Source organism: Halomonas salinarum, from assembly GCF_012062845.1.
Classification (GTDB): Bacteria; Pseudomonadota; Gammaproteobacteria; order Pseudomonadales; family Halomonadaceae; genus Onishia; species Onishia salinarum.
In genome coordinates, this window is sequence record NZ_WWNB01000013.1 from 51,257 (window position 1) to 71,702 (window position 20,446).

A 20,446-nucleotide genomic window follows, 5' to 3' on the forward strand; every position below is an offset into this window, starting at 1 on the left:
GCGCCATTAGTGGAGCGCTCCGTTAGTGAATAGCGCTTTGAACTAGACCGGCAGGCTCGCCATTCCCGCTGCAGATGATGTCGCGTTCCGGCCACTCAGGCGCGCCTCGATCTCACTGGCGGGTACCGGCCGCGAGAAGAGGAAGCCCTGGACCTCAGGGCAGCCTTGATCGCGCAGGAAATCCCGCTGCGCCGGTGTTTCGATGCCCTCGGCCACCACTCGCAGCGACAACCCCTCGGCCATGGCCAACACCGCGCAGACGATCGCCGCATCCGCCTTGTCGTCCGGCAGGGCCCGTACGAAAGCCCGGTCCAGCTTGAGTTTGTCGATTGGCAGGCGCTTCAGGTAGCTGAGTGAGGAATAGCCGGTACCGAAATCATCAATGGCAATCTGATGCCCTTTTTCGCGCAGCGACGTCATCCGCGGGTAGACGTCGCCCGCACGCTCGTCGAGCAGCACCGACTCGGTGAGCTCCAGCCCAAGCAGGCTGGTCGGCACCTGATAGCGGGCAAGGCAAGCGGCCAATCGAGACTCCAGATCGCCCTGAATCAGTTGCAGAGCGGAGATATTGACCCATATCGGCACCACCGGCAGCCCGGCCTGCTGCCAGTGCGACAGCTGGGTGATGGCCTGCTCAATCACCCAGCCTCCCAGCGGCGTCATCATGCCGTGGCGCTCGGCCAGCGGAATGAAGTCGCCCGGCGAGACCATGCCCAGCCGTGGATGACGCCAGCGCAGCAGTGCCTCCATGCCCACTAACGAGCCGTCCTTGAGGCTGTGCTGCGTCTGATAATGCAGCTCAAGCTGGTCGCCATGGGCAAGCGCCGCGCGCAAATCGTTGACCAGTTCGAGCTGCCGGTCTCCCGGCTGGTCGAGCGCGGGCTGGAATCGCTGATGGTTGTTGCGGCCATGACGCTTGGCACTATAGAGCGCACTTTCCAGACGCTGAAAGAGCGAACTGGAGTCACGTCCGTCATCCGGCGCGCGACAGCTACCGACGGTCAAGCCCAGACGCAGCGACTGCCCTTCCTGCTCGAAGGGGGCCGTGAGGTGATCGGATAGCTCGGCCACCCAGGCATCGTGATCATCGAAGGTGGTGGTGCGAATGACCATGAACTCGTCGCCGCCCAGGCGCCCCACCACTCCTCCGGCCACATAACGCGCCAGACGCTGCCCGAAACGTGCCAGTAGCCGATCGCCGGCCTCGACCCCCATGGCATCGTTGATGGACTTGAAGCCGTCGATATCAATCAGCGCCATGTCCAACCCTTCACCCGCACGCAGGTGGCGCAACCGCGAGCCCAGCAGTTCATGCAGACGACGGCGATTGGGCAGGCCGGTCAGCGGATCTTCGAAGCCGATGCGCTGCATGTCCTGCTCACGGGCCTTATGCCGGGAAATATCGGTAAAAAGGCCGACGTAATGCGTCACCTTGCCGCCATTTTCCTGATAGGCCTGCATGCGCAGCCATTCCGGATACTGATCCCCCTGCTTGCGCTGATTCCATATCTCGCCCTCCCACTTGCCCAAAGAGTTCAGGGACTGCCAGTAGCGCTCGTAGAAGGCCTTGTCGTGACGCCCGGCCGAGAGCATTGAGGGGTCCTGACCCCGAACTTCCTTGAGGGAATAACCGGTGATCTGGGTGAACGCAGGGTTGACGGTGAGGATGCGGTGTCGGGCGTCGCAGATCATGATGCCGTCCTCAGAGGCCAGCATCACCTGTTCGCCAAGCGCGCGGCGGGCATGTTCCTGGCGCGACGCGCGCCAGGCGTCCCAGATGCCCAGACCCAGCAGCAACATGGCCGTAAGGCGCGAACCGACACCGCCGGCCCAGGGCAGGGCAGCGAGGCCGAGCAGGCCCAGCCATATCAGCGGGCGATTAAGCGTAAAGAGCGGCCACATAAGGGATCATCAGTTGCGCTGTCCATGGACTAGGGCACAAAAGAAGTTTGCGCCTTTCATCTTTCTATCGGCGAACGCTACCATGGGTTTAGTGCTGAATGTTAAAAATGCTGACAAACCAACGAGCGCTCTGCTACTTGCCAGGCCGTTGCCAAGGGTCGCGACGTGCAATCATCTGGCGCTGCCAGTAGAATGGCTGGCAGTCTAGCTGGCCCTTGGCCCACCCTACCGTCGACTCTCGGACTGATTCTGTGATCAAGCAACACTCCTTTAGCCATGATGAGCTGCTGGCATGCAGCCAAGGTGAACTGTTCGGCCCGGGCAATGCCCAGCTGCCGGCACCCAACATGCTGATGCTCGACCGGATCTCCCACATCCATGAGGAAGGGGGTGAATACGGTAAAGGCGAACTGATCGCCGAGCTCGATATCCACCCGGACCTATGGTTCTTCGACTGCCACTTCCCCGGCGACCCGGTCATGCCCGGCTGTCTGGGGCTTGATGCCATGTGGCAGTTGGTCGGTTTCTACCTGGGATGGCTCGGCCATCCGGGGCGCGGCCGTGCCTTGGGCTGTGGCGAGGTCAAGTTCTCGGGCCAGATTCTTCCCGACGCCAAGAAGGTCACGTACCACATCAACGTCAAGCGCATCATCACTCGGCGTCTGATTCTTGGCATCGCCGATGGCACAGTGACCGTCGACGGACGCGATATCTACCAGGCCAATGACCTTCGGGTCGGCCTATTCACCTCCACCGCGAATTTCTGATCAGGAGGCTCCCATGCGACGAGTGGTAGTCACCGGCCTGGGCATCGTGTCTTGCCTCGGCAACGACCGTCACCAGGTCCTCGATGCGCTCAAGTCAGGGCGCTCAGGCATCCGTTTCAAGGACGACTACGCTGAACGCGGCTTCCGTAGCCAAGTGGCAGGCGTTGTGGACATCGACCTCGACGAATTGGTCGATCGTAAACTTCGCCGCTTCATGGGGGATGCCGCCGCTTACGCCTACGTGAGCATGGCCCAGGCCATCGAAGACTCTGGCCTCAGCCCGGAACAGGTGTCGAACGAGCGTACCGGCCTGATCGCCGGCTCCGGCGGCGCATCCAGTGCCAACCAGGTCGAAGCCGCCGATGTCATGCGCGAAAAGGGCCTGCGCCGCGTAGGTCCTTACCGGGTCACCCGCACCATGGGCAGCACCGTCTCGGCGTGCCTGGCGACCCCGTTCAAGATCAAGGGCGTCAACTACTCGATCTCCTCGGCCTGCGCCACCTCGGCGCACTGCATCGGCAGTGCCGTCGAGCAGATCCAGCTCGGCAAGCAGGACGTGGTATTTGCCGGTGGCGGCGAAGAGGAACACTGGACCCTGTCCTGCCTCTTCGATGCCATGGGCGCCCTCTCGACCCACTACAACGAGACGCCGGAACAAGCCTCACGCCCCTATGACAAGGCCCGCGATGGCTTTGTCATCGCCGGCGGTGGCGGGATGCTGGTGCTCGAGGATCTCGAGCACGCCAAGGCCCGTGGCGCCAAGATCTATGCCGAAGTGGTCGGCTATGGTGCCACCTCGGACGGCTATGACATGGTCGCTCCATCAGGCGATGGCGCGTCACGCTGCATGCGTCAGGCCATGGCGACCGTCGATGGCGACATCGACTACGTCAACACCCACGGCACCTCGACGCCGGTGGGTGATGTCGCTGAATTGAAGGCGATACGCGAGATGTTCGGTGACCAGACGCCGGCGATGAGCTCGACCAAGTCGCTGACCGGTCACTCGCTGGGGGCAACCGGCGTTCAAGAGGCGATTTACTCGCTGATGATGATGGAGCATCGCTTCATCGCCGCCTCGGCCAACATCGAGGAGATGGATGATGAAGCCGCAGGCTTCGACATCGTTACCAAACGACGTGACGACGTCGAGATTAGGCGTGTGCTGTCTAACAGCTTCGGCTTCGGCGGCACCAATGCCTGCCTGGTGCTGGAAAAGTTCAGCAGTTAACGCTTGGTGGCTAAGGCTGCCTTGTATTTCTTCCTGCCGACGCAAAGAAGGCGCCCCTTGGGGCGCCTTCTTTGTTGATGGGCTTTCGTATACGGCGTCAGCCGCTCACTGTCTCTTTGGCAGGTGCGCTTGCCGGCCGGGCCACCTCGGATATCTGTGCCAGGCGCCCCTCGATCCAGGCCTCGACGTCGGCCATCACCGCCTCTGCCGTGCGGCCCTCTGTCTCGATGGGCGGGCCGATCTCCAGCGTCAGGCGCCCAGGATTCTTGACCCAGTGCCTGCCCGGCCAACGCTCCCCGGCATTGTGCACCACCGGCAGCACCGGCACACCGGCACGGCAGGCGATCACCGAGCCGCTCTTGTTGTAGCGTCGACGCTCGCCTGGCGCCACCCGGGTACCCTCAGGGAAAATCAGCACCGACAATCCCTCATCGAGGCGCGCCTTGCCTTGAATGAGCACCTGCTTCATGGCGCGTGCCGGCCTGGAGCGATCCAGGGCGATCGGCTTGAGCAACCGCAGCCCCCAACCGAAGATCGGGAAATTCAGCAATTCCTGCTTGAGCACCGTACAGACCGGCGGCTTGATCAGCTGCAGGTAAATGGTCTCCCACTCACACTGGTGGTTCGAGAGAATCACGCAGGGGCCCTCGGGCACGTTCTCATGGCCACTGAATTCATAGCGGACACCACAGGTAATCCGGAACCAGGCAATCACGACATGGTTATATAGGTTCAGCAGGCGATAGCGCGAGCGCAGAGGCATCAGTGGCGCCAAGGGCAACAGAAAGATCCCGCTCAGAATCATGGCCAGGAAATAGCCGGCGTAGAAGAGCACGCTGCGTAAGGTATTCATGCCGTTCCCCCTTGCTCAGTAGGCCGATAGGCCTGGCACCAGGCATCCAGCATACGCCCCACCTCCAGGCGCCAGGGTTTCTGATGGACGCCGAACACGTGCAACACACGCCGGCAGTTCAGGACCCGCCGCAGCGGTTGCCCATGATGATGCTCCAGCGCCTTGAGTTCACCGAGCACCAGGGTCTGACCGAGCCCCTCAAGACGCGTCAACAGCTGGGTGCGCACCATCGAGGCGAAAGCAAAGGCACTGACGGGCTCGGTGCCGGCCAGATGATAGACACCCCAGCTTTCAGCTCCACAATGAATTTGCTGCAACATGCCGATAAGCGCCATGGCCACCGCATCGGCAGAGGTCGGGCAGAAAATCACATCCTGAGCCGCACTCAACTCTTCACCGCTGACCAATCGCTCGATCATGCTGCCAAGCCAGGCGCCACCGCCTTCCAGGGCGAACATCGGCCCCAGCCGGACAATAAGATGGCGTGCCTGATGATCGCGAATCTGCTGCCCGACAGCCATCAGCTGCCTGAGCCCCTCGTCGCGGGGCTCGGGTCGGGTATCTTCATCGATGGGACCGTCGAAGCCATCTTCGTAGAGCTGATCCGACACGCCCCACACCAGTGGTATACCGAGCTCCTGGCAGCAGGCCAGACAATGCTCGACTGCCTCGGCATGGGCTGTGACCACTGACCGGTCGACATCCATGGGCTGTACCAGCGGTGGAATCAACACCGCGTCCGGCTTGAGCTTGGCGAGCCTTCCGACCTCGATATCCAGACCGGCGTCGATCACCAGCTCGGTATCGGTACGACGACTGGCCTCACGGGCCAGGGCCAGGCTAAGACAATGCCCGGCATCCAGTATCAACAGCTTCACGACGACTCCTTCACGGGCACCGGGTCAGCACGGGAAATGGCTGGGCGCTTCAGAACGGAATCTCATCATCGAAGTCGTCGAAGCTGCCCGGATTGGGCGCGCCATAGTTGTTGCCCTGCTGCGGCGGCTGCTGAGGAGGTTGCTGCTGCGGGCGCTGGGGCTGGCCACCCTGTTGGCCGCCCTTCTGACCATAATTATTGCCCTGGGGGGGCTGCTGGGGCGCATTACCGTAATTACCCGCACCACCGCCCTGCTGAGCGGCGTTGCCCTGGTTCATGCCGCCACCATAGTTACCGGCCTGCGGCGCATTCTGGGGATCATTTTGCGGGTAGCCACCCTGACCGCCCCGCGAGTCGAGCATCTGCATATCGTTGCAGACGATCTCGGTGGAGTAACGGTCCTGACCGTCCTGGCCCTGCCACTTGCGGGTCTGAAGACGACCCTCAACGTAGATCTTCGAGCCTTTCTTGACGTACTGCTGGGCGATCTCGGCCAGCTTATTGAACAGCACCACCGTGTGCCACTCAGTGCGTTCCTGGCGCTGACCGCTCTGACGATCGGTCCAGCTGTCGGTGGTGGCGATGCGCAGGTTGGCGACCGGATTGCCGGACGGCAGGAAACGCACGTCTGGGTCTTGGCCCAGATTGCCGATCAAGATGACCTTGTTTACACCACGGGCCATGTTTTGCTCCTTGATTACGGGCGACCGCCTGGCCGCCCCTATGAATGGTGGCCGCCTAGCGGCCTTGAGCCCCGGCCACACGTGCCAAGGCCTCGCTGTCCAGTTGCTGGCGATCGACCTTGAGGTAGGCGAGTCGCTCTTCGGGCACTACCAGCACGTCTTCAACGCCTGCCACCTCGGCGAAGCGCTCCATCAGGGTTTCCAGGGCATCGTCATGCGTCCGCTCGCCCAATGCCACCACTTCGCTTGAAAGGTGGCGCGGCGTGGGCATGCCGTAGAGCACCACCAGCCATAGCGCGCCTACCAGCGTAGCACCGAAAAAGACCGCGTCCTGCCCCCACTGCTGACTCAGGGCGCCGCCCAGTACGCCACCGAGGAAGGCGCCGAGAAACTGACTGGTGGAATAGACACCCATGGCGGTGCCCTTCGCGCCCGCCGGTGCCAACTTGCTGATCATCGAGGGCAGGGTCGCCTCAAGCAGATTGAAACCCGTGAAGAAGAGCATCAACAGCGCGGCGAGCCCCCACCACCCGGTGTCCATCAGCCCCATGCCCAAAAGGCTAAGTGTCAGCCCGGTCACCGCCAGCACCATCATGCTCTTCATGCGATGGTGTTTCTCGGCAATGATCACCAGCGGCACCATCGCCACGAAGGCAAGCCCCATGATGGCAAGGTAGACCCAACCATGCTGCTCGGCCGGCACACCCAATGCCGCCAGGCGTACCGGCACCGAAACGAAGATCATCATCAGCAGCAGGTGCAGGGCGAAGATCGAGATATCCAGGCGAATCAGATCGCCGCGCCCAAGCAGCCCCTTGAGCTGGGAACGGTCCATTCCAACGTCTCGATGGCGCAGACGCCGTGGCGCGGGAGGAACCAGCTTCCACAATACCAGCATCCCGACCAGCGCCAGGGCGGCAGTGAACCAGAAGACCCCGCTGAGGCCGTACTGTGCGGCAAGCAAGGGGCCCAGAACCATGGCCACCGCAAAGGCCACCCCGATCGACAGACCGATAGTGGCCATCGCCGCAGTGCGTACCTGCTCGCGGGTCTGGTCGGCAAGCAGCGCCATGATGGCGGCAGCCACCGCACCGCAGCCCTGCAGCCCGCGACCAATGACAATGTCGACGATACTATCGGCCTGGGCCGCCACCGCGCTACCGAGGAAGAACAGCAGCAGCCCCGCGGCAATTACCGGCTTACGACCGAGTCGATCCGACAACAAGCCAAAGGGGATCTGCAGCACTGCCTGAGTGAGTCCGTAAATCCCCAGGGCCACACCCACCAGGAACGGCGTGGCGCCCACCAGGTCCCCCCCATGCAGCGCGAGCACCGGCAGCACCATGAACAGACCCAGCATTCGCGAGGCATATAGCCCCGCCAAGCCACTGATGGCGCGACGCTCTGAGGCGTTCAGCAAACGAGAAACCATGGAGAATAGACATCCCAAACGCATGAAAGGGGCGCAGCGCGCACCTTGGGTAGACCGCGTATTCTACCGGCTTGGCCGTGTCCAGGGAAAGGCAGTGCGCCCTAAAGCCGCCTGGCTTTGGCGCCGCCCTCGACAAGCCCGTATACTCGAGCTTTTGTGCTGCACGAGGTGGCAATGGACAAGATCCTGGTCAGGGGTGCCCGCACCCACAACCTCAAGCAAATCGACGTCGAGCTACCCCGCGATAAGCTAATCGTCGTCACCGGCCTGTCTGGGTCGGGCAAGTCATCGCTTGCGTTCGATACTCTCTACGCCGAGGGGCAGCGCCGTTATGTGGAATCACTATCCACTTACGCGCGCCAGTTCCTGTCGATGATGGAAAAGCCAGACGTCGATCATATCGAGGGACTGTCACCGGCGATCTCCATCGAACAGAAATCCACCTCGCATAACCCTCGCTCGACCGTCGGTACCATCACCGAAATCTACGATTATCTGCGTCTGCTGTTCGCCCGCGCCGGCACACCTCGCTGCCCGGAACATGGCGAAGACCTGGAAGCCCAGACCATCTCGCAGATGGTCGACCAGGTGCTCAACCTGCCCGAAGGCAGCAAGCTGATGCTGCTTGCCCCCGTAATCAAGGGCCGCAAGGGCGAGCATCTGCAGCTGCTCAGCGAACTGCGCGCTCAGGGCTTCGTGCGGGCGATGATCGACGATCAGGTCCTCGAGCTTGACGACCTGGCACCGCTTGAAAAGAACAAGAAGCACGACATCAGCGTGGTAGTGGATCGAGTCAAGGTGCGCGAGGACCTGACGCAGCGCCTGGCCGAATCCTTCGAGACCGCCCTGGGCCTCGCCGACGGCGTCGCGGTCGTGCACTTCATGGATGGCGAGCAGGAGGACATCAACTTCTCCGCACGCTTCGCCTGCCCGGTGTGCGGCTACTCGATCGCCGAACTCGAGCCGCGCATGTTCTCCTTCAACAATCCCGCTGGTGCCTGTTCGACCTGCGATGGCCTGGGTGTGCAGCAGGTATTCGACCCGGACAAGCTGATCAGTCATCCGGAACTGTCCCTGGCCGAGGGCGTCATCAAGGGCTGGGATCGCCGTAGCGTCTACTATTTCAGCCAGCTGCAGGCGGTGGCGGCCCATTACCGCTTCGCCCTCGAAACGCCATGGCAGGATCTGGCCCGCCACGAGCGAGAGGTCATCCTGCACGGCAGCGGCCATGACGAGGTGTCGTTCAGCTATGTCAACGACCGTGGCCGCCAGGTCACCCGTGAGCATCCCTTCGAGGGCGTGCTGCCCAATATGCAGCGTCGCTACCGGGAAACCGAATCGAGCATGGTCCGCGAGGATCTCTCGCGCTATATCGCCGTCCAGCCATGCCCCAGCTGCGATGGCTCGCGACTGCGCAAGGAGTCACGCCATGTCTACATCGACGACCAGACGCTGCCGCAGCTGGTAGGCCTGCCGATCGGCGAGGCGCTCGCCTACTTCGGTGAGCTAAGCCTGCCGGGGCGCAAGGGCGAAATCGCCGCCAAGATCGTTAACGAGATCCACGCTCGCCTGGAATTCCTGGTCAACGTGGGGCTCGACTACCTGAATCTCGAGCGCAGTGCCGAGACCCTGTCCGGCGGCGAGGCCCAGCGCATTCGCCTGGCAAGTCAGATTGGCGCCGGCCTGGTGGGGGTCATGTACATCCTCGACGAGCCCTCGATCGGCCTGCACCAGCGGGATAATGACCGCCTGCTCAAGACCCTGGAGCGGCTGCGTGACCTGGGCAACACCGTGATCGTGGTCGAACACGACGAAGACGCGATCATGGCCGCCGATCATGTGCTGGATATCGGCCCCGGCGCCGGCGTGCATGGCGGTGAGATCGTCGCCCAGGGCACCCCGCAGCAGATCAAGGACACCCCGGCATCGTTGACCGGTCAGTACTTGGCCGGCACGCGGCGCATCGAGGTACCGCCCTGGCGTATCCCCGGCAACCCCGAGAAGCAGCTAACGCTGACTGGCGCGACCGGCAACAATCTGCGCGATGTCAGCCTGACGCTACCGCTGGGCGTGCTGACCTGTGTTACCGGGGTCTCTGGCTCGGGCAAGTCGACGCTGATCAATGGCACCCTGATGCCGATCGCGGCCCGCGAGCTCAACAAGGCGACCACTCTGACCCCGGCGCCCTACACCAGCATCGACGGCCTCGATCAGCTCGACAAGGTCATCGACATCGACCAGAGCCCGATCGGTCGCACGCCGCGCTCCAACCCCGCGACCTACACCGGCATCTTCACGCCGATTCGTGAGCTATTCTCCGGCACCCAGGAGGCGCGCTCCCGTGGCTACAAGCCGGGCCGCTTCAGCTTCAACGTCAAGGGCGGTCGCTGCGAGGCCTGCCAGGGCGAGGGCATGATCAAGGTCGAGATGCACTTTCTGCCTGACATCTACGTGCCCTGCGATGTCTGCAAGGGCAAGCGCTACAACCGCGAGACCCTGGAAATCAAGTACAAGGGCGAGAGTATCCATGAGGTACTGGATATGACGGTCGAGGAAGCCCTGGAGTTCTTCAGCCCGGTGCCGGCCATCGCCCGCCGCCTGCAGACACTCCTCGATGTCGGCCTTTCCTACATCCGTCTCGGACAGAGCGCCACCACCCTGTCCGGTGGCGAGGCGCAGCGCATCAAGCTTGCCAGAGAACTGGCCAAGCGCGACACCGGCAAGACGCTCTACATTCTCGACGAGCCCACGACCGGCCTGCACTTCGAGGATATTCGGCAACTGCTGACGGTGCTGCACCGTCTCCGCGACCACGGCAACACCATCGTGGTCATCGAGCACAACCTGGATGTGATCAAAACCGCCGACTGGATCATCGATCTTGGCCCCGAAGGCGGCTCGGGCGGTGGCCAGATCATCGCAGAGGGCACCCCTGAGCAGGTCGCCACCAATACCCGTTCGCACACCGGGCACTTCCTCAAGCCCCTGCTTGCCAGAGTGGCGCCTGGCGAGACCGTCGAGAGCTAGCCTCCTTCATTCTCGAGATGCCGAAAAAGCCCTGCTAACCATCGGTTGGCAGGGTTTTTTTCATGCCAGACCTCGTCACTCTGGAAAGGCGCTCGCCACATTAAGGAGGTGTGGGGGCGTCGTACCGACATAAAAAAACCGACTCCGGAGAGTCGGTTTTCTGTGTCAGATGACCGGTGCGAGGCAGCTAGAGGATCAATCCTCTGCGGCTTCCTCGAGGACCGGACGATCGACCAGTTCGACGTAGGCCATGGGGGCGTTGTCGCCGGTGCGGTAACCGCACTTGAGGATACGGACGTAACCGCCCGGACGCTCGACGTAACGCGGACCCAGCTCACTGAAGAGCTTGCCGACCGCTTCTTTGGAGCGGGTGCGGCTGAAGGCCAGACGACGGTTGGCGACACTGTCCTGCTTGGACAAGGTGATCAGCGGCTCGACATGACGACGCAGCTCCTTGGCCTTGGGCAGGGTTGTCTTGATCACTTCATGCTCGACGAGCGACACGCACATGTTCTTGAACATGGCCTGACGGTGCGAGCTGTTGCGATTTAATTGGCGACCACTCTTACGATGACGCATGGTTGTAATTCCTTACCAAACTGGGACTCGAGGCAACGCTCACGCGGAGGCCTTGTCGTCCTTCAGGCTTGCCGGCGGCCAGTTTTCCAGCCGCATGCCAAGGGACAGACCGCGGGTGGCCAACACATCCTTGATTTCGTTCAAGGACTTCTTGCCGAGATTCGGGGTCTTCAACAGCTCCACTTCGGTGCGCTGAATCAGATCGCCGATGTAATAAATATTCTCGGCCTTGAGGCAGTTGGCACTGCGTACGGTCAACTCGAGATCGTCTACGGGGCGCAGCAGGATGGGATCGATCTGATCCTCTTCCTCCACCACTTCCTGCTCCTTGTCGGCTTCCAGGTCGACGAACGCGGCCAACTGCTCTTGCAGGATGGTTGCGCTGCGACGGATCGCCTCTTCCGGATCCAGGGTGCCGTCGGTTTCCAGGTCGATGATCAGCTTGTCGAGGTCAGTACGCTGCTCGACACGCGCGGCATCCACGGAATAGGAAACACGACGCACAGGGCTGAAGGTCGCATCCAGCTGCAGGCGACCGATGGCGCGGGACTCGTCCTCGGCGCCAATGCGGGTATCCGCCGGCTCGTAACCACGACCGCGAGCCACCTTGAGCTGCATCTTCAGCTCGGCGCCCTCGTTCACGTGAGCGATCACGTGGTCGGGATTGACGATCTCGACATCATGGTCGGCGGAAATATCACCGGCCGTGACGACGCTAGGGCCCTGCTTGTTCAGCGTGAGCATTGCTTCGTCGCGGCTATGCATCTTGATCGCCACGTCTTTGAGGTTAAGAAGCATCTCGATGACGTCTTCTTGAACCCCTTCGATCGCACTGTACTCATGGTCGACTCCTGCAATCTCGACTTCCACGACGGCACAGCCGGGCATGGAGGACAACAGGATGCGACGCAGAGCGTTTCCTAGGGTGTGACCGAAACCGCGCTCGAACGGCTCGAGCACGATCTTCGCGTGGTGCGCGCTGATCTCTTCGACCTTGATATCGCGAGGACGGAGAAACTCTGTCACTGAACGCTGCATATGAACACCTTTCAGGCTGCCAAACGGATACTCGGTACTCGACCGGACCACCTTGATGGTCCGGCGCCGCTAAGCGGATTACTTCGAGTACAGCTCGACGATCAGGTTTTCGTTGATGTCGGCAGACAAGTCGCCGCGTTCAGGCAGAGCCTTGAAAGTGCCTTCCATCTTCTTGGAGTCGACGTCGACCCAGGACACATCACCGCGGTTGGCGGCAATAGACAGCGCACTCTGGATGCGCGCCTGGTTCTTGGCCTTCTCGCGAACGCTTACCACGTCACCCGGCTTGACCTTGTAGGAAGCCACGTTGACGGTACGGCCGTTCACGGTGAGGGCCTTGTGACTGACCAGCTGACGCGCTTCAGAGCGAGTCGAGCCGAAGCCCATGCGGTAGACGACGTTGTCCAGTCGGGTTTCGAGAAGCTGCAGCAACACTTCGCCGGTCGCGCCCTTAACACGGGCCGCTTCCTTGTAGTAGTTGCGGAACTGCTTCTCGAGTACGCCATACATGCGACGTACTTTCTGCTTCTCGCGAAGCTGCAAGCCGTAGTCGGAAAGACGCTGACGGCGCTGGCCATGTACACCCGGAATCTGCTCGGATTTACACTTTTTCTCGAAGGGAGTCACACCACTCTTCAGAAAGAGGTCGGTGCCTTCACGACGAGACAGTTTACACTTCGGTCCAATATAACGAGCCATGAGTCTGTCTCCTTAAACGCGGCGTTTCTTCGGCGGACGGCAGCCGTTGTGGGGAACGGGCGTCGCGTCGGTGATGCTTTGCACGCGGAAACCGGCGGCATTGAGTGCACGCACGGCGGACTCACGACCAGGTCCAGGACCTTTGACCAGCACGTCGACGTTTTTCACACCATACTCGGCTGCAGCAGTTGCTGCACGTTCACTTGCCACTTGAGCAGCGAACGGGGTGCTCTTGCGAGAACCACGAAAACCCGAACCACCGGCTGTCGCCCATGACAGAGCGTTGCCCTGGCGGTCTGTGATCGTCACGATAGTGTTGTTAAAAGAGGCGTGGATATGCGCAACGGCATCCACTACCTGCTTTTTAACCTTTTTGCGATTACTACGCGGGTTAGCCATGTTGATGTTTCTTCCTGTCTTAACGCCAGAACATGCGTGTTATTTGCGAATCGGCTTACGCGGGCCCTTACGGGTGCGCGCATTGGTCTTGGTACGCTGACCACGCAGCGGAAGACCACGACGATGACGCAGACCACGGTAGCAACCCAGATCCATGAGACGCTTGATATTCAGCGTCGTATCACGGCGAAGGTCGCCTTCTACGGTGTACTTGCCGACCTCGGTACGCAGGCTGTCGACTTCATCTGAAGACAGCTCCTGCACCTTGGCGGTCGGCGCGATACCGGCAGCTGCACAGATATCCACTGCGCGAGTACGGCCGATCCCGAAGATATAGGTCAGCGAGATCGCCGCATGCTTGTTGTCCGGGATATTGACGCCTGCAATACGGGCCATCAGCTTTCTCCGAAATTTGAGCGGCTTGCTCGTTTAATCATCTATAAAAGGCGCAACAGCATACCCCTTTACCCAGCTAAGGGCAAGGGGCATGCCGGCACCCGGTTGAATACAGCCGCCAGGTTTATCCCTGGCGCTGCTTGTGCCGAGGCTCCGTGCAGATGACGCGGACAGCGCCATTGCGACGGATAATCTTGCAGTTACGGCACATCTTCTTAACGGAAGCTCGAACTTTCATCGTTCTCTCCAAAACGCGTACAGCATGCTTAGCGCATGCCGCCGCTACCGTAGCCTTTCAGGTTGGACTTCTTCATCACCGAGTCGTACTGGCTCGACATCAAATGCGACTGCACCTGCGACATGAAATCCATGATGACAACCACCACGATCAGCAACGACGTTCCGCCAAAGAAGAAGGGAACGTTCCACGCCACGATCAGGAATTGGGGCATCAAGGATACAGCAGTGATGTACAGGGCACCAAACAGAGTCAGACGTGTCATGACCTTGTCGACATAGCGAGCAGTCTGCTCACCAGGACGAATGCCCGGCAGGAAGGCCCCTGACTTCTTGAGGTTGTCAGCGACATCCTTGGGGTTGAAGACCAGCGCTGTGTAAAAGAAGCAGAAGAATATCACCGCCGCGCCGAAAAGCAAGATGTACAGCGGCTGTCCTGGCCCGAGAGCCAATGATGCCGTCTGCAGCCAGTCCATGCCCTCACCGGCGCTAACCCACTGGCCGAGCGAGGCGGGGAACAGCAGAATGCTCGACGCGAAGATCGCCGGGATAACACCCGCCATATTGACCTTCAGCGGCAGATAGCTGCTCTGACCCGCATACATCTTGTTGCCCACCTGGCGGCGTGGATAGTTTACCGTGATGCGGCGTTGGCCGCGTTCGATAAACACCACGAAAGCCACCGTGGCGACGCCGAGGACCGTCAATGCCAGCAAGGGCAGCACGTTCCAGGCACCGTCGTTGCGAGCCAGTTCAAACGACTGACCCACTGCGCCCGGCAGACCCGCGACGATCCCCGCGAAGATCAGCAGCGAAATGCCGTTGCCGATACCCTTCTCGGTGATCTGCTCACCCAGCCACATCATGAACACTGCACCGGCCACGAAGGTAACCACGGCAGTGAAGTAGAAGCTGAAATCAGCGGTATAGGCGATTCCTTGCCCGGCCAGGCCGACGGACATGCCGACAGCTTGGACGAAGGCCAGGAGCACCGTACCGTAGCGGGTATATTGGCTGATCTTGCGGCGGCCGGCCTCACCTTCTTTCTTCAACTGTTCCAGTCGAGGCGAGACCGCCGACAAGAGCTGCATGATAATCGACGCCGAGATATAGGGCATGATGCCCAGGGCGAAGATGCTCATGCGCTCAAGCGCACCACCCGAAAACATGTTGAACATGCCAAGGATGGTGCCCTGCTGCTCCCTAAACAAGGCAGCAAGCTGGTCAGGATTGATACCGGGCACGGGAATGTGAGCACCGATGCGGTACACCACAATGGCGAGGAGCACAAAGCGCAGACGCGCCCAGAGTTCACTCAGACCGCTGCCCATCGCCGGCATATTTCCTGACTTAGCCATTTAGTCCTCTACCTTGCCGCCAGCGGCTTCGATCGCGGCCCGGGCACCCTTGGTGACCTTGAGACCGCGGACGGTAACCGCTTTGTTCAGTTCGCCAGAGAGGAGCACCTTCGCATAACGCGTGGCGTCCTTGAGCACATTGGCCTTCTTCAGCGTATCCAGGTCGACGACGTCGCCGTCTACCTTGGCAAGCTCAGCCAGACGAACTTCTTCGCTGATCAGAGACTTGGCTGAGGTGAAACCGAATTTCGGCAGACGACGCTGCAGCGGCATCTGACCGCCTTCGAAACCGGGCTTCACTGAGCCGCCTGTGCGTGACTTCTGGCCCTTGTGACCACGGCCACCAGTCTTGCCCAGACCGGAGCCAATGCCACGTCCGACACGCTTTTCAGCGTGCTTGGAACCCGGTGCCGGGCTCAGGCTATTGAGTTTCATGGATTACTCTCCCTCTACACGCACAAGGTAATTTACCTTGTGGATCATGCCGCGCACGGCAGGGGTGTCTTCCAGCTCGACCGTATGACCGATGCGGCGCAGGCCAAGACCATTGATAGTGGCCTTGTGCTTGCCCAACACGCCGATGGTACTGCGGATCTGGGTAACCTTGATCGTTGCTGCCATGGTGTCTTACTCCGTGATCGCTTCGACAGACAGGCCACGCTTGGCGGCGATGTCTTCCGGAGATTGCATGGAAGCGAGACCGTTGATGGTCGCGCGAACCACGTTCACCGGATTGGTGGATCCGTAGCACTTAGCCAGTACGTCATGGACGCCAGCCAGTTCGAGCACGGAGCGCATAGCGCCGCCAGCGATGATCCCGGTACCTTCAGAGGCCGGCTGCATGTACACCTTGGAGGCACCATGACGGGCCTTCACCGCGTACTGCAGCGTGTGACCGCTGAGGCTAACCTTGACCATGTTGCGACGCGCCTGGTCCATGGCCTTCTGGATCGCGACCGGCACTTCACGTGCCTTGCCGCGACCAAAACCGACACGACCACTGCCATCGCCTACGACGGTCAGAGCGGTGAAACCGAAGATACGGCCACCCTTGACCACCTTGGCGACACGGTTGACCTGCACCAACTTCTCTTGCAGATCGCCGCTGTTCTGTTCGTTCTTCGCCATCGTAAAACCCTTTAGAATTCCAGGCCGCCTTCACGAGCGGCGTCGGCCAGGGCCTTGACTCGACCGTGATACCGGAAACCGGCACGATCGAAGGCAACCTGAGTGATGCCTGCTTCCTTAGCGCGTTCAGCAATCAGCGCGCCTACCTTAGCAGCGGCGTCTGAGTTACCGGTCGCACCCTCACGAAGCGCCTTGTCCAGCGTGGAAGCGCTGGCGAGGACCTTGCCACCATCCGGCGAGATAATCTGCGCATAGATGTGGCGAGGGGTACGGTTGACGCTCAGGCGATACACGCCCAGCTCGCGCATCTTGGCGCGAGCACGGCGGGCACGACGGAGACGAGATTCTTTCTTCGCGTTCATAACCCTGCCTTACTTCTTCTTGGCTTCTTTACGACGGATCTGCTCGTCACCGTACCGGATACCCTTGCCCTTGTAGGGCTCAGGCGGACGGAAGGCGCGGATTTCCGCGGCGACCTGGCCGAGACGCTGCTTATCGGCGCTTTTCAGCACGATAGTGGTGTTCTTGGGCGTTTCCGCCACGACACCTTCAGGCAGCGCGTATTCGACCGGGTGAGAGAAGCCCAGTGTCAGGTTGAGCGTCTTGCCACTTGCCTGGGCACGATAGCCGACGCCATTGATCTCGAGGGACTTGGTGAAGCCCTCTGTGACACCGGTGACCATGTTCTGGACCAGTGCACGGGTGGTTCCAGCCATCGCCCAGCTCTTGGCAGTTTCGCTCGGAGCGAAGGTCAGCTGACCCTCTTCCTGACCGATCACGACCTGGTCGTGAAGAGTCATTGCGAGTTCGCCCTGACCGCCCTTGACGGTCAGTTGATTGCCGTCGATTTTTACATCGACGCCGCTCGGCAATTTAACCGGATATTTGGCTACGCGGGACATTCCAAACTCCTAGAATACGGTGCAGAGGACTTCACCACCAACACCAGCATGACGGGCCGCACGATCTGTCATCACGCCATTCGAGGTGGAAACGATCGCGATACCCAGGCCATCGGCTACCTTCGGCAGCTCAGCCTTGCCTTTGTACGAGCGCAGCGACGGCTTTGACACCCGCTGGATATGCTCGATGACGGCCTTGCCCTCGAAGTACTTGAGGTTAACGGCCAGTTCAGGCTTGGTGCCTTCAGCGACGCTGTAGTCGTTGATAAAGCCTTCTTCTTTCAGTACGCGGGCCACCTCAACCTTCAGCTTGGAAGACGGCATGGTAACCGTCTCCTTGGTGGCCATCTGCGCATTACGGATACGAGTGAACATATCCGCCAGCGTATCTTGCATGCTCATTACGTTGCGCTCCTGATAATTCTGCGTGGCGTTACCAGCTGGACTTCTTCAGTCCAGGGACATCGCCACGCATGGCGGCTTCACGCAGCTTGTTACGGCCCAAGCCAAACTTGTTGTAGTAACCGTGCGGACGGCCAGTGATACGGCAGCGATTACGCTGACGAACCGGGCTGGAGTCGCGCGGCAACTGCTGCAGCTTGAGCTGCGCGTCGAAGCGCTCTTCATCGGAAGCGTTGACGTCACTGATGAGGGCCTTGAGCTTTGCGCGCTTGGCCGCATACTTATCGACCAGCTTCGCACGCTTCTGCTCGCGTTCTACCATGCTTTTCTTTGCCATGATCCCACCCTTATTTCTTGAACGGGAAGTTCAGCGCACGCAGTAGCGCACGGCCTTCTTCATCGGTGTTGGCAGTCGTGGTGATGGTGACATCCAGACCACGGATCCGGTCGATCTTATCATACTCGATCTCCGGGAAAATGATCTGCTCACGCACCCCCATCGAATAGTTGCCACGGCCGTCGAAGGACTTCGGGTTGAGACCACGAAAGTCACGAACGCGGGGGATCGCGATGTTCACCAGACGGTCCAGGAAGTCCCACATGCGCTCGCGGCGCAGTGTGACCTTGATCCCGATCGGCCAGCCTTCACGCACCTTGAAGCCCGCGATGGACTTGCGTGCCTTGGTCACCATCGGCTTTTGACCGGAGAGCTTCTCCAGGTCGCCGACGGCATTGTCGATCAGCTTCTTGTCGCTGGTCGCTTCGCCGATGCCCATGTTCAGGGTCACTTTAGTGATCCTGGGCACCTGCATCACGTTGGCGTAGCTAAACTGCTCTTGGAGTTGAGCTGCCACCTCGTTTTGATAACGTTCTTTCAAGTTCGCCATTTTGCTACCCGACTCACGTTAGGCGTCGATCTGCGTCTGCGTCGACTTGTAGATACGTACCTTGGTACCGTCTTCTGTCACCTGGAAGCCGACTCGATCCGCTTTGCCGGTCTCCTGATTGAAGATGGCCACGTTGGACGCGTGAATCGGAGCTTCGCGCTCGACGATACCGCCTTGATTGCCTGCCATCGGATTAGGCTTGGTGTGACGCTTGATCATGTTCACACCTGCCACCACGTAGCGATCGCCCTGGAGGACGCGCTTGATGGTGCCACGCTTACCTTTGTCCTTGCCGGCAATGACGATCACTTCATCGTCACGTTTGATTTTTTGCATATCCGCCTCGCTCCTTACAGCACTTCAGGCGCCAAGGAAATGATCTTCATGAACTTTTCGGTACGGAGTTCACGAGTGACCGGCCCAAAAATACGGGTGCCGATCGGCTGCTCGTTGGTGTTGTTCAACAGAACCGCCGCATTTCCATCGAAGCGGATCAGCGAACCGTCATTACGACGGACGCCACTACGAGTCCGAACCACGACCGCCTTCATGACCTGGCCTTTCTTGACCTTGCCACGCGGAATGGCTTCTTTCACTGTTACTTTGATGATATCGCCTACGCGAGCGTAACGACGGTGTGAGCCGCCAAGCACCTTGATGCACTGCACCCGGCGCGCCCCGCTGTTGTCGGCGACATCCAGCATTGACTGCGTCTGAATCATCGGTTTTCTCCAAACCTAATCTGACTGCACTGGTTTCGAGCGCGGGGCATTTAGCCCTTGGCCTGCTCAACCACTTCGACCAGCGTCCAGGACTTCTTCTTGGACAGGGGACGGCATTCCTCGATGGAAACCGTGTCGCCTGCCTTCGCCTGGTTCTGCGCGTCATGGGCGTGCAGCTTGGTGGAGCGCTTCACGTATTTGCCGTAGATCGGATGCCGCTCGCGGCGCTCAATCATGACGACGATAGATTTGTCCATCTTGTCGCTCACCACTTTACCGGTGAGCGTCCGGACTTTCTGTTCTTCGGACATCTCAATCACCTGCCTTCTCGTTGAGCACAGTCTTCACGCGGGCAACATCCCGACGAACCTGCTTGAGCAGATGGGTCTGGCTCAGCTGGCCAGTGGCCTTCTGCATGCGCAGGTTGAACTGCTCGCGGAGGAGTTCGAAGAGCTGCGCCTGCAGGTCTTCTACTGACTTTTCGCGAATTTCCTGGGCTTTCATCACATCACCGTCCGTTTCACAAAGGTGGTGGCGACCGGAAACTTCTGAGCGGCCAGGCCGAAGGCCTCACGAGCCAGCTCTTCAGAAACGCCTTCAATCTCATAGAGGACACGGCCGGGCTGGATCTGTGCGACCCAGTACTCGACAGAGCCCTTGCCCTTACCCATACGGACTTCAAGGGGCTTCTTGGAGATCGGCTTGTCCGGGAAAACCCGGATCCAGATCTTGCCGCCACGCTTAACATGGCGAGTGATGGCACGACGCCCAGCTTCGATCTGACGCGCGGTAACGCGTCCACGACCGGTGGCTTTCAAGCCATATTCGCCAAAACTAATCTTGCTTCCGCGATGTGCCAGGCCGCGGTTGCGACCCTTCTGCACCTTGCGGAATTTCAAACGCTTAGGTTGTAACATCGATCCGCTC

28 protein-coding genes are annotated in these 20,446 nt (G+C 60.4%); 3 read left to right on the forward strand and 25 right to left on the reverse strand.

The window, feature by feature from the left end:
• Positions 1–42 precede the first annotated feature (42 nt).
• Positions 43–1,902: a putative bifunctional diguanylate cyclase/phosphodiesterase gene (locus tag HF027_RS10485; protein ID WP_168015496.1), complete on the reverse strand. Its 1,860-nt coding sequence runs from the start codon at positions 1,900–1,902 to the stop codon at positions 43–45.
• Positions 1,903–2,153: 251 nt separating this feature from the next.
• Here HF027_RS10485 and fabA point away from each other — a divergent pair, with 251 nt between their 5' ends.
• A complete protein-coding gene (gene fabA / locus HF027_RS10490; protein WP_136255908.1) occupies positions 2,154–2,669 on the forward strand; it encodes a 3-hydroxyacyl-[acyl-carrier-protein] dehydratase FabA in 516 nt (171 codons plus the stop codon).
• Between the two features lie 13 nt (positions 2,670–2,682).
• Complete coding sequence (fabB, locus tag HF027_RS10495) at positions 2,683–3,900, forward strand: beta-ketoacyl-ACP synthase I (protein ID WP_168015498.1); 1,218 nt, start codon at positions 2,683–2,685, stop codon at positions 3,898–3,900.
• Positions 3,901–3,997: 97 nt separating this feature from the next.
• Here the strand turns inward: fabB and HF027_RS10500 are convergent, their stop codons facing one another.
• Genes HF027_RS10500 through HF027_RS10515 form a run of 4 tightly spaced genes read right to left on the reverse strand, consistent with a single transcriptional unit; the run spans position 3,998 to position 7,745 of the window.
• On the reverse strand, positions 3,998–4,753 hold the full coding sequence (locus tag HF027_RS10500) for a lysophospholipid acyltransferase family protein (protein WP_168015500.1): 756 nt from the start codon (positions 4,751–4,753) through the stop codon (positions 3,998–4,000).
• Entirely contained in the window at positions 4,750–5,631 is an 882-nt protein-coding gene (locus HF027_RS10505; RefSeq protein WP_168015502.1) for a sugar nucleotide-binding protein, read from the reverse strand. The genes HF027_RS10500 and HF027_RS10505 overlap by 4 nt, the downstream gene beginning before the upstream one ends.
• 49 nt (positions 5,632–5,680) lie before the next feature.
• The gene (locus HF027_RS10510; RefSeq protein ID WP_168015504.1) at positions 5,681–6,313 is read right to left on the reverse strand and encodes a single-stranded DNA-binding protein; all 633 of its coding nucleotides are present in this window, start codon (positions 6,311–6,313) and stop codon (positions 5,681–5,683) included.
• 55 nt (positions 6,314–6,368) lie between these two features.
• The gene (locus tag HF027_RS10515) at positions 6,369–7,745 is read right to left on the reverse strand and encodes an MFS transporter (RefSeq protein ID WP_168015506.1); all 1,377 of its coding nucleotides are present in this window, start codon (positions 7,743–7,745) and stop codon (positions 6,369–6,371) included.
• A gap of 174 nt (positions 7,746–7,919) precedes the next feature.
• On the opposite strand from HF027_RS10515, the gene uvrA reads away from it, so the two are divergent.
• Positions 7,920–10,772, forward strand: a complete 2,853-nt coding sequence (uvrA, locus tag HF027_RS10520) for an excinuclease ABC subunit UvrA (RefSeq protein WP_168015508.1) — start codon at positions 7,920–7,922, stop codon at positions 10,770–10,772.
• A 195-nt stretch (positions 10,773–10,967) separates the two neighbouring features.
• On the opposite strand, the gene rplQ is transcribed toward uvrA, so the two are convergent.
• The 20 genes from rplQ to rplP all read right to left on the reverse strand — a co-directional run bounded on the left by rplQ (position 10,968) and on the right by rplP (position 20,436).
• A complete protein-coding gene (gene rplQ, locus HF027_RS10525; RefSeq protein WP_168015510.1) occupies positions 10,968–11,351 on the reverse strand; it encodes a 50S ribosomal protein L17 in 384 nt (127 codons plus the stop codon).
• Positions 11,352–11,390: 39 nt separating this feature from the next.
• Positions 11,391–12,389, reverse strand: a complete 999-nt coding sequence (locus HF027_RS10530; protein ID WP_136255916.1) for a DNA-directed RNA polymerase subunit alpha — start codon at positions 12,387–12,389, stop codon at positions 11,391–11,393.
• 78 nt (positions 12,390–12,467) lie between these two features.
• Entirely contained in the window at positions 12,468–13,088 is a 621-nt protein-coding gene (rpsD, locus tag HF027_RS10535) for a 30S ribosomal protein S4 (protein ID WP_136255917.1), read from the reverse strand.
• A 12-nt stretch (positions 13,089–13,100) separates the two neighbouring features.
• The gene (gene rpsK, locus HF027_RS10540) at positions 13,101–13,487 is read right to left on the reverse strand and encodes a 30S ribosomal protein S11 (protein ID WP_011505752.1); all 387 of its coding nucleotides are present in this window, start codon (positions 13,485–13,487) and stop codon (positions 13,101–13,103) included.
• A gap of 39 nt (positions 13,488–13,526) precedes the next feature.
• Positions 13,527–13,883, reverse strand: a complete 357-nt coding sequence (rpsM, locus tag HF027_RS10545) for a 30S ribosomal protein S13 (RefSeq protein ID WP_092527180.1) — start codon at positions 13,881–13,883, stop codon at positions 13,527–13,529.
• Positions 13,884–14,007: 124 nt separating this feature from the next.
• On the reverse strand, positions 14,008–14,121 hold the full coding sequence (gene rpmJ, locus HF027_RS10550; protein ID WP_031384759.1) for a 50S ribosomal protein L36: 114 nt from the start codon (positions 14,119–14,121) through the stop codon (positions 14,008–14,010).
• 28 nt (positions 14,122–14,149) lie between these two features.
• Positions 14,150–15,478, reverse strand: coding sequence for a preprotein translocase subunit SecY (gene secY / locus HF027_RS10555; RefSeq protein ID WP_136255918.1), 1,329 nt, complete (start codon positions 15,476–15,478; stop codon positions 14,150–14,152).
• On the reverse strand, positions 15,479–15,913 hold the full coding sequence (gene rplO / locus HF027_RS10560) for a 50S ribosomal protein L15 (RefSeq protein WP_168015512.1): 435 nt from the start codon (positions 15,911–15,913) through the stop codon (positions 15,479–15,481).
• A 3-nt stretch (positions 15,914–15,916) separates the two neighbouring features.
• Positions 15,917–16,099: a 50S ribosomal protein L30 gene (gene rpmD, locus HF027_RS10565; protein ID WP_092527186.1), complete on the reverse strand. Its 183-nt coding sequence runs from the start codon at positions 16,097–16,099 to the stop codon at positions 15,917–15,919.
• A gap of 6 nt (positions 16,100–16,105) precedes the next feature.
• The gene (gene rpsE / locus HF027_RS10570) at positions 16,106–16,606 is read right to left on the reverse strand and encodes a 30S ribosomal protein S5 (RefSeq protein ID WP_168015514.1); all 501 of its coding nucleotides are present in this window, start codon (positions 16,604–16,606) and stop codon (positions 16,106–16,108) included.
• 11 nt (positions 16,607–16,617) lie between these two features.
• Complete coding sequence (rplR, locus tag HF027_RS10575) at positions 16,618–16,968, reverse strand: 50S ribosomal protein L18 (RefSeq protein ID WP_136255921.1); 351 nt, start codon at positions 16,966–16,968, stop codon at positions 16,618–16,620.
• 9 nt (positions 16,969–16,977) lie between these two features.
• Positions 16,978–17,508, reverse strand: coding sequence for a 50S ribosomal protein L6 (rplF, locus tag HF027_RS10580; RefSeq protein WP_136255922.1), 531 nt, complete (start codon positions 17,506–17,508; stop codon positions 16,978–16,980).
• Positions 17,509–17,517: 9 nt separating this feature from the next.
• Positions 17,518–17,910 carry a 30S ribosomal protein S8 gene (gene rpsH / locus HF027_RS10585; protein ID WP_136255923.1) on the reverse strand — a complete coding sequence of 131 codons (393 nt, stop codon included), beginning with the start codon at positions 17,908–17,910 and terminating at the stop codon, positions 17,518–17,520.
• 31 nt (positions 17,911–17,941) lie between these two features.
• On the reverse strand, positions 17,942–18,247 hold the full coding sequence (rpsN, locus tag HF027_RS10590; RefSeq protein WP_136255924.1) for a 30S ribosomal protein S14: 306 nt from the start codon (positions 18,245–18,247) through the stop codon (positions 17,942–17,944).
• A gap of 10 nt (positions 18,248–18,257) precedes the next feature.
• The gene (rplE, locus tag HF027_RS10595) at positions 18,258–18,797 is read right to left on the reverse strand and encodes a 50S ribosomal protein L5 (RefSeq protein WP_168015516.1); all 540 of its coding nucleotides are present in this window, start codon (positions 18,795–18,797) and stop codon (positions 18,258–18,260) included.
• An 18-nt stretch (positions 18,798–18,815) separates the two neighbouring features.
• Positions 18,816–19,133, reverse strand: coding sequence for a 50S ribosomal protein L24 (rplX, locus tag HF027_RS10600; protein WP_168015518.1), 318 nt, complete (start codon positions 19,131–19,133; stop codon positions 18,816–18,818).
• A gap of 14 nt (positions 19,134–19,147) precedes the next feature.
• Complete coding sequence (rplN, locus tag HF027_RS10605) at positions 19,148–19,519, reverse strand: 50S ribosomal protein L14 (RefSeq protein ID WP_092527211.1); 372 nt, start codon at positions 19,517–19,519, stop codon at positions 19,148–19,150.
• Between the two features lie 50 nt (positions 19,520–19,569).
• Positions 19,570–19,830 carry a 30S ribosomal protein S17 gene (gene rpsQ / locus HF027_RS10610; RefSeq protein WP_168015520.1) on the reverse strand — a complete coding sequence of 87 codons (261 nt, stop codon included), beginning with the start codon at positions 19,828–19,830 and terminating at the stop codon, positions 19,570–19,572.
• A gap of 1 nt (position 19,831) precedes the next feature.
• Positions 19,832–20,023 (reverse strand): 50S ribosomal protein L29, encoded by a 192-nt coding sequence (rpmC, locus tag HF027_RS10615; RefSeq protein ID WP_136255928.1) that lies wholly within the window; start codon positions 20,021–20,023, stop codon positions 19,832–19,834.
• Positions 20,023–20,436 carry a 50S ribosomal protein L16 gene (gene rplP, locus HF027_RS10620; RefSeq protein WP_168015522.1) on the reverse strand — a complete coding sequence of 138 codons (414 nt, stop codon included), beginning with the start codon at positions 20,434–20,436 and terminating at the stop codon, positions 20,023–20,025. Before rplP ends, rpmC begins: the two co-directional genes overlap by 1 nt.
• Between the last annotated feature and the right edge of the window lie 10 nt (positions 20,437–20,446).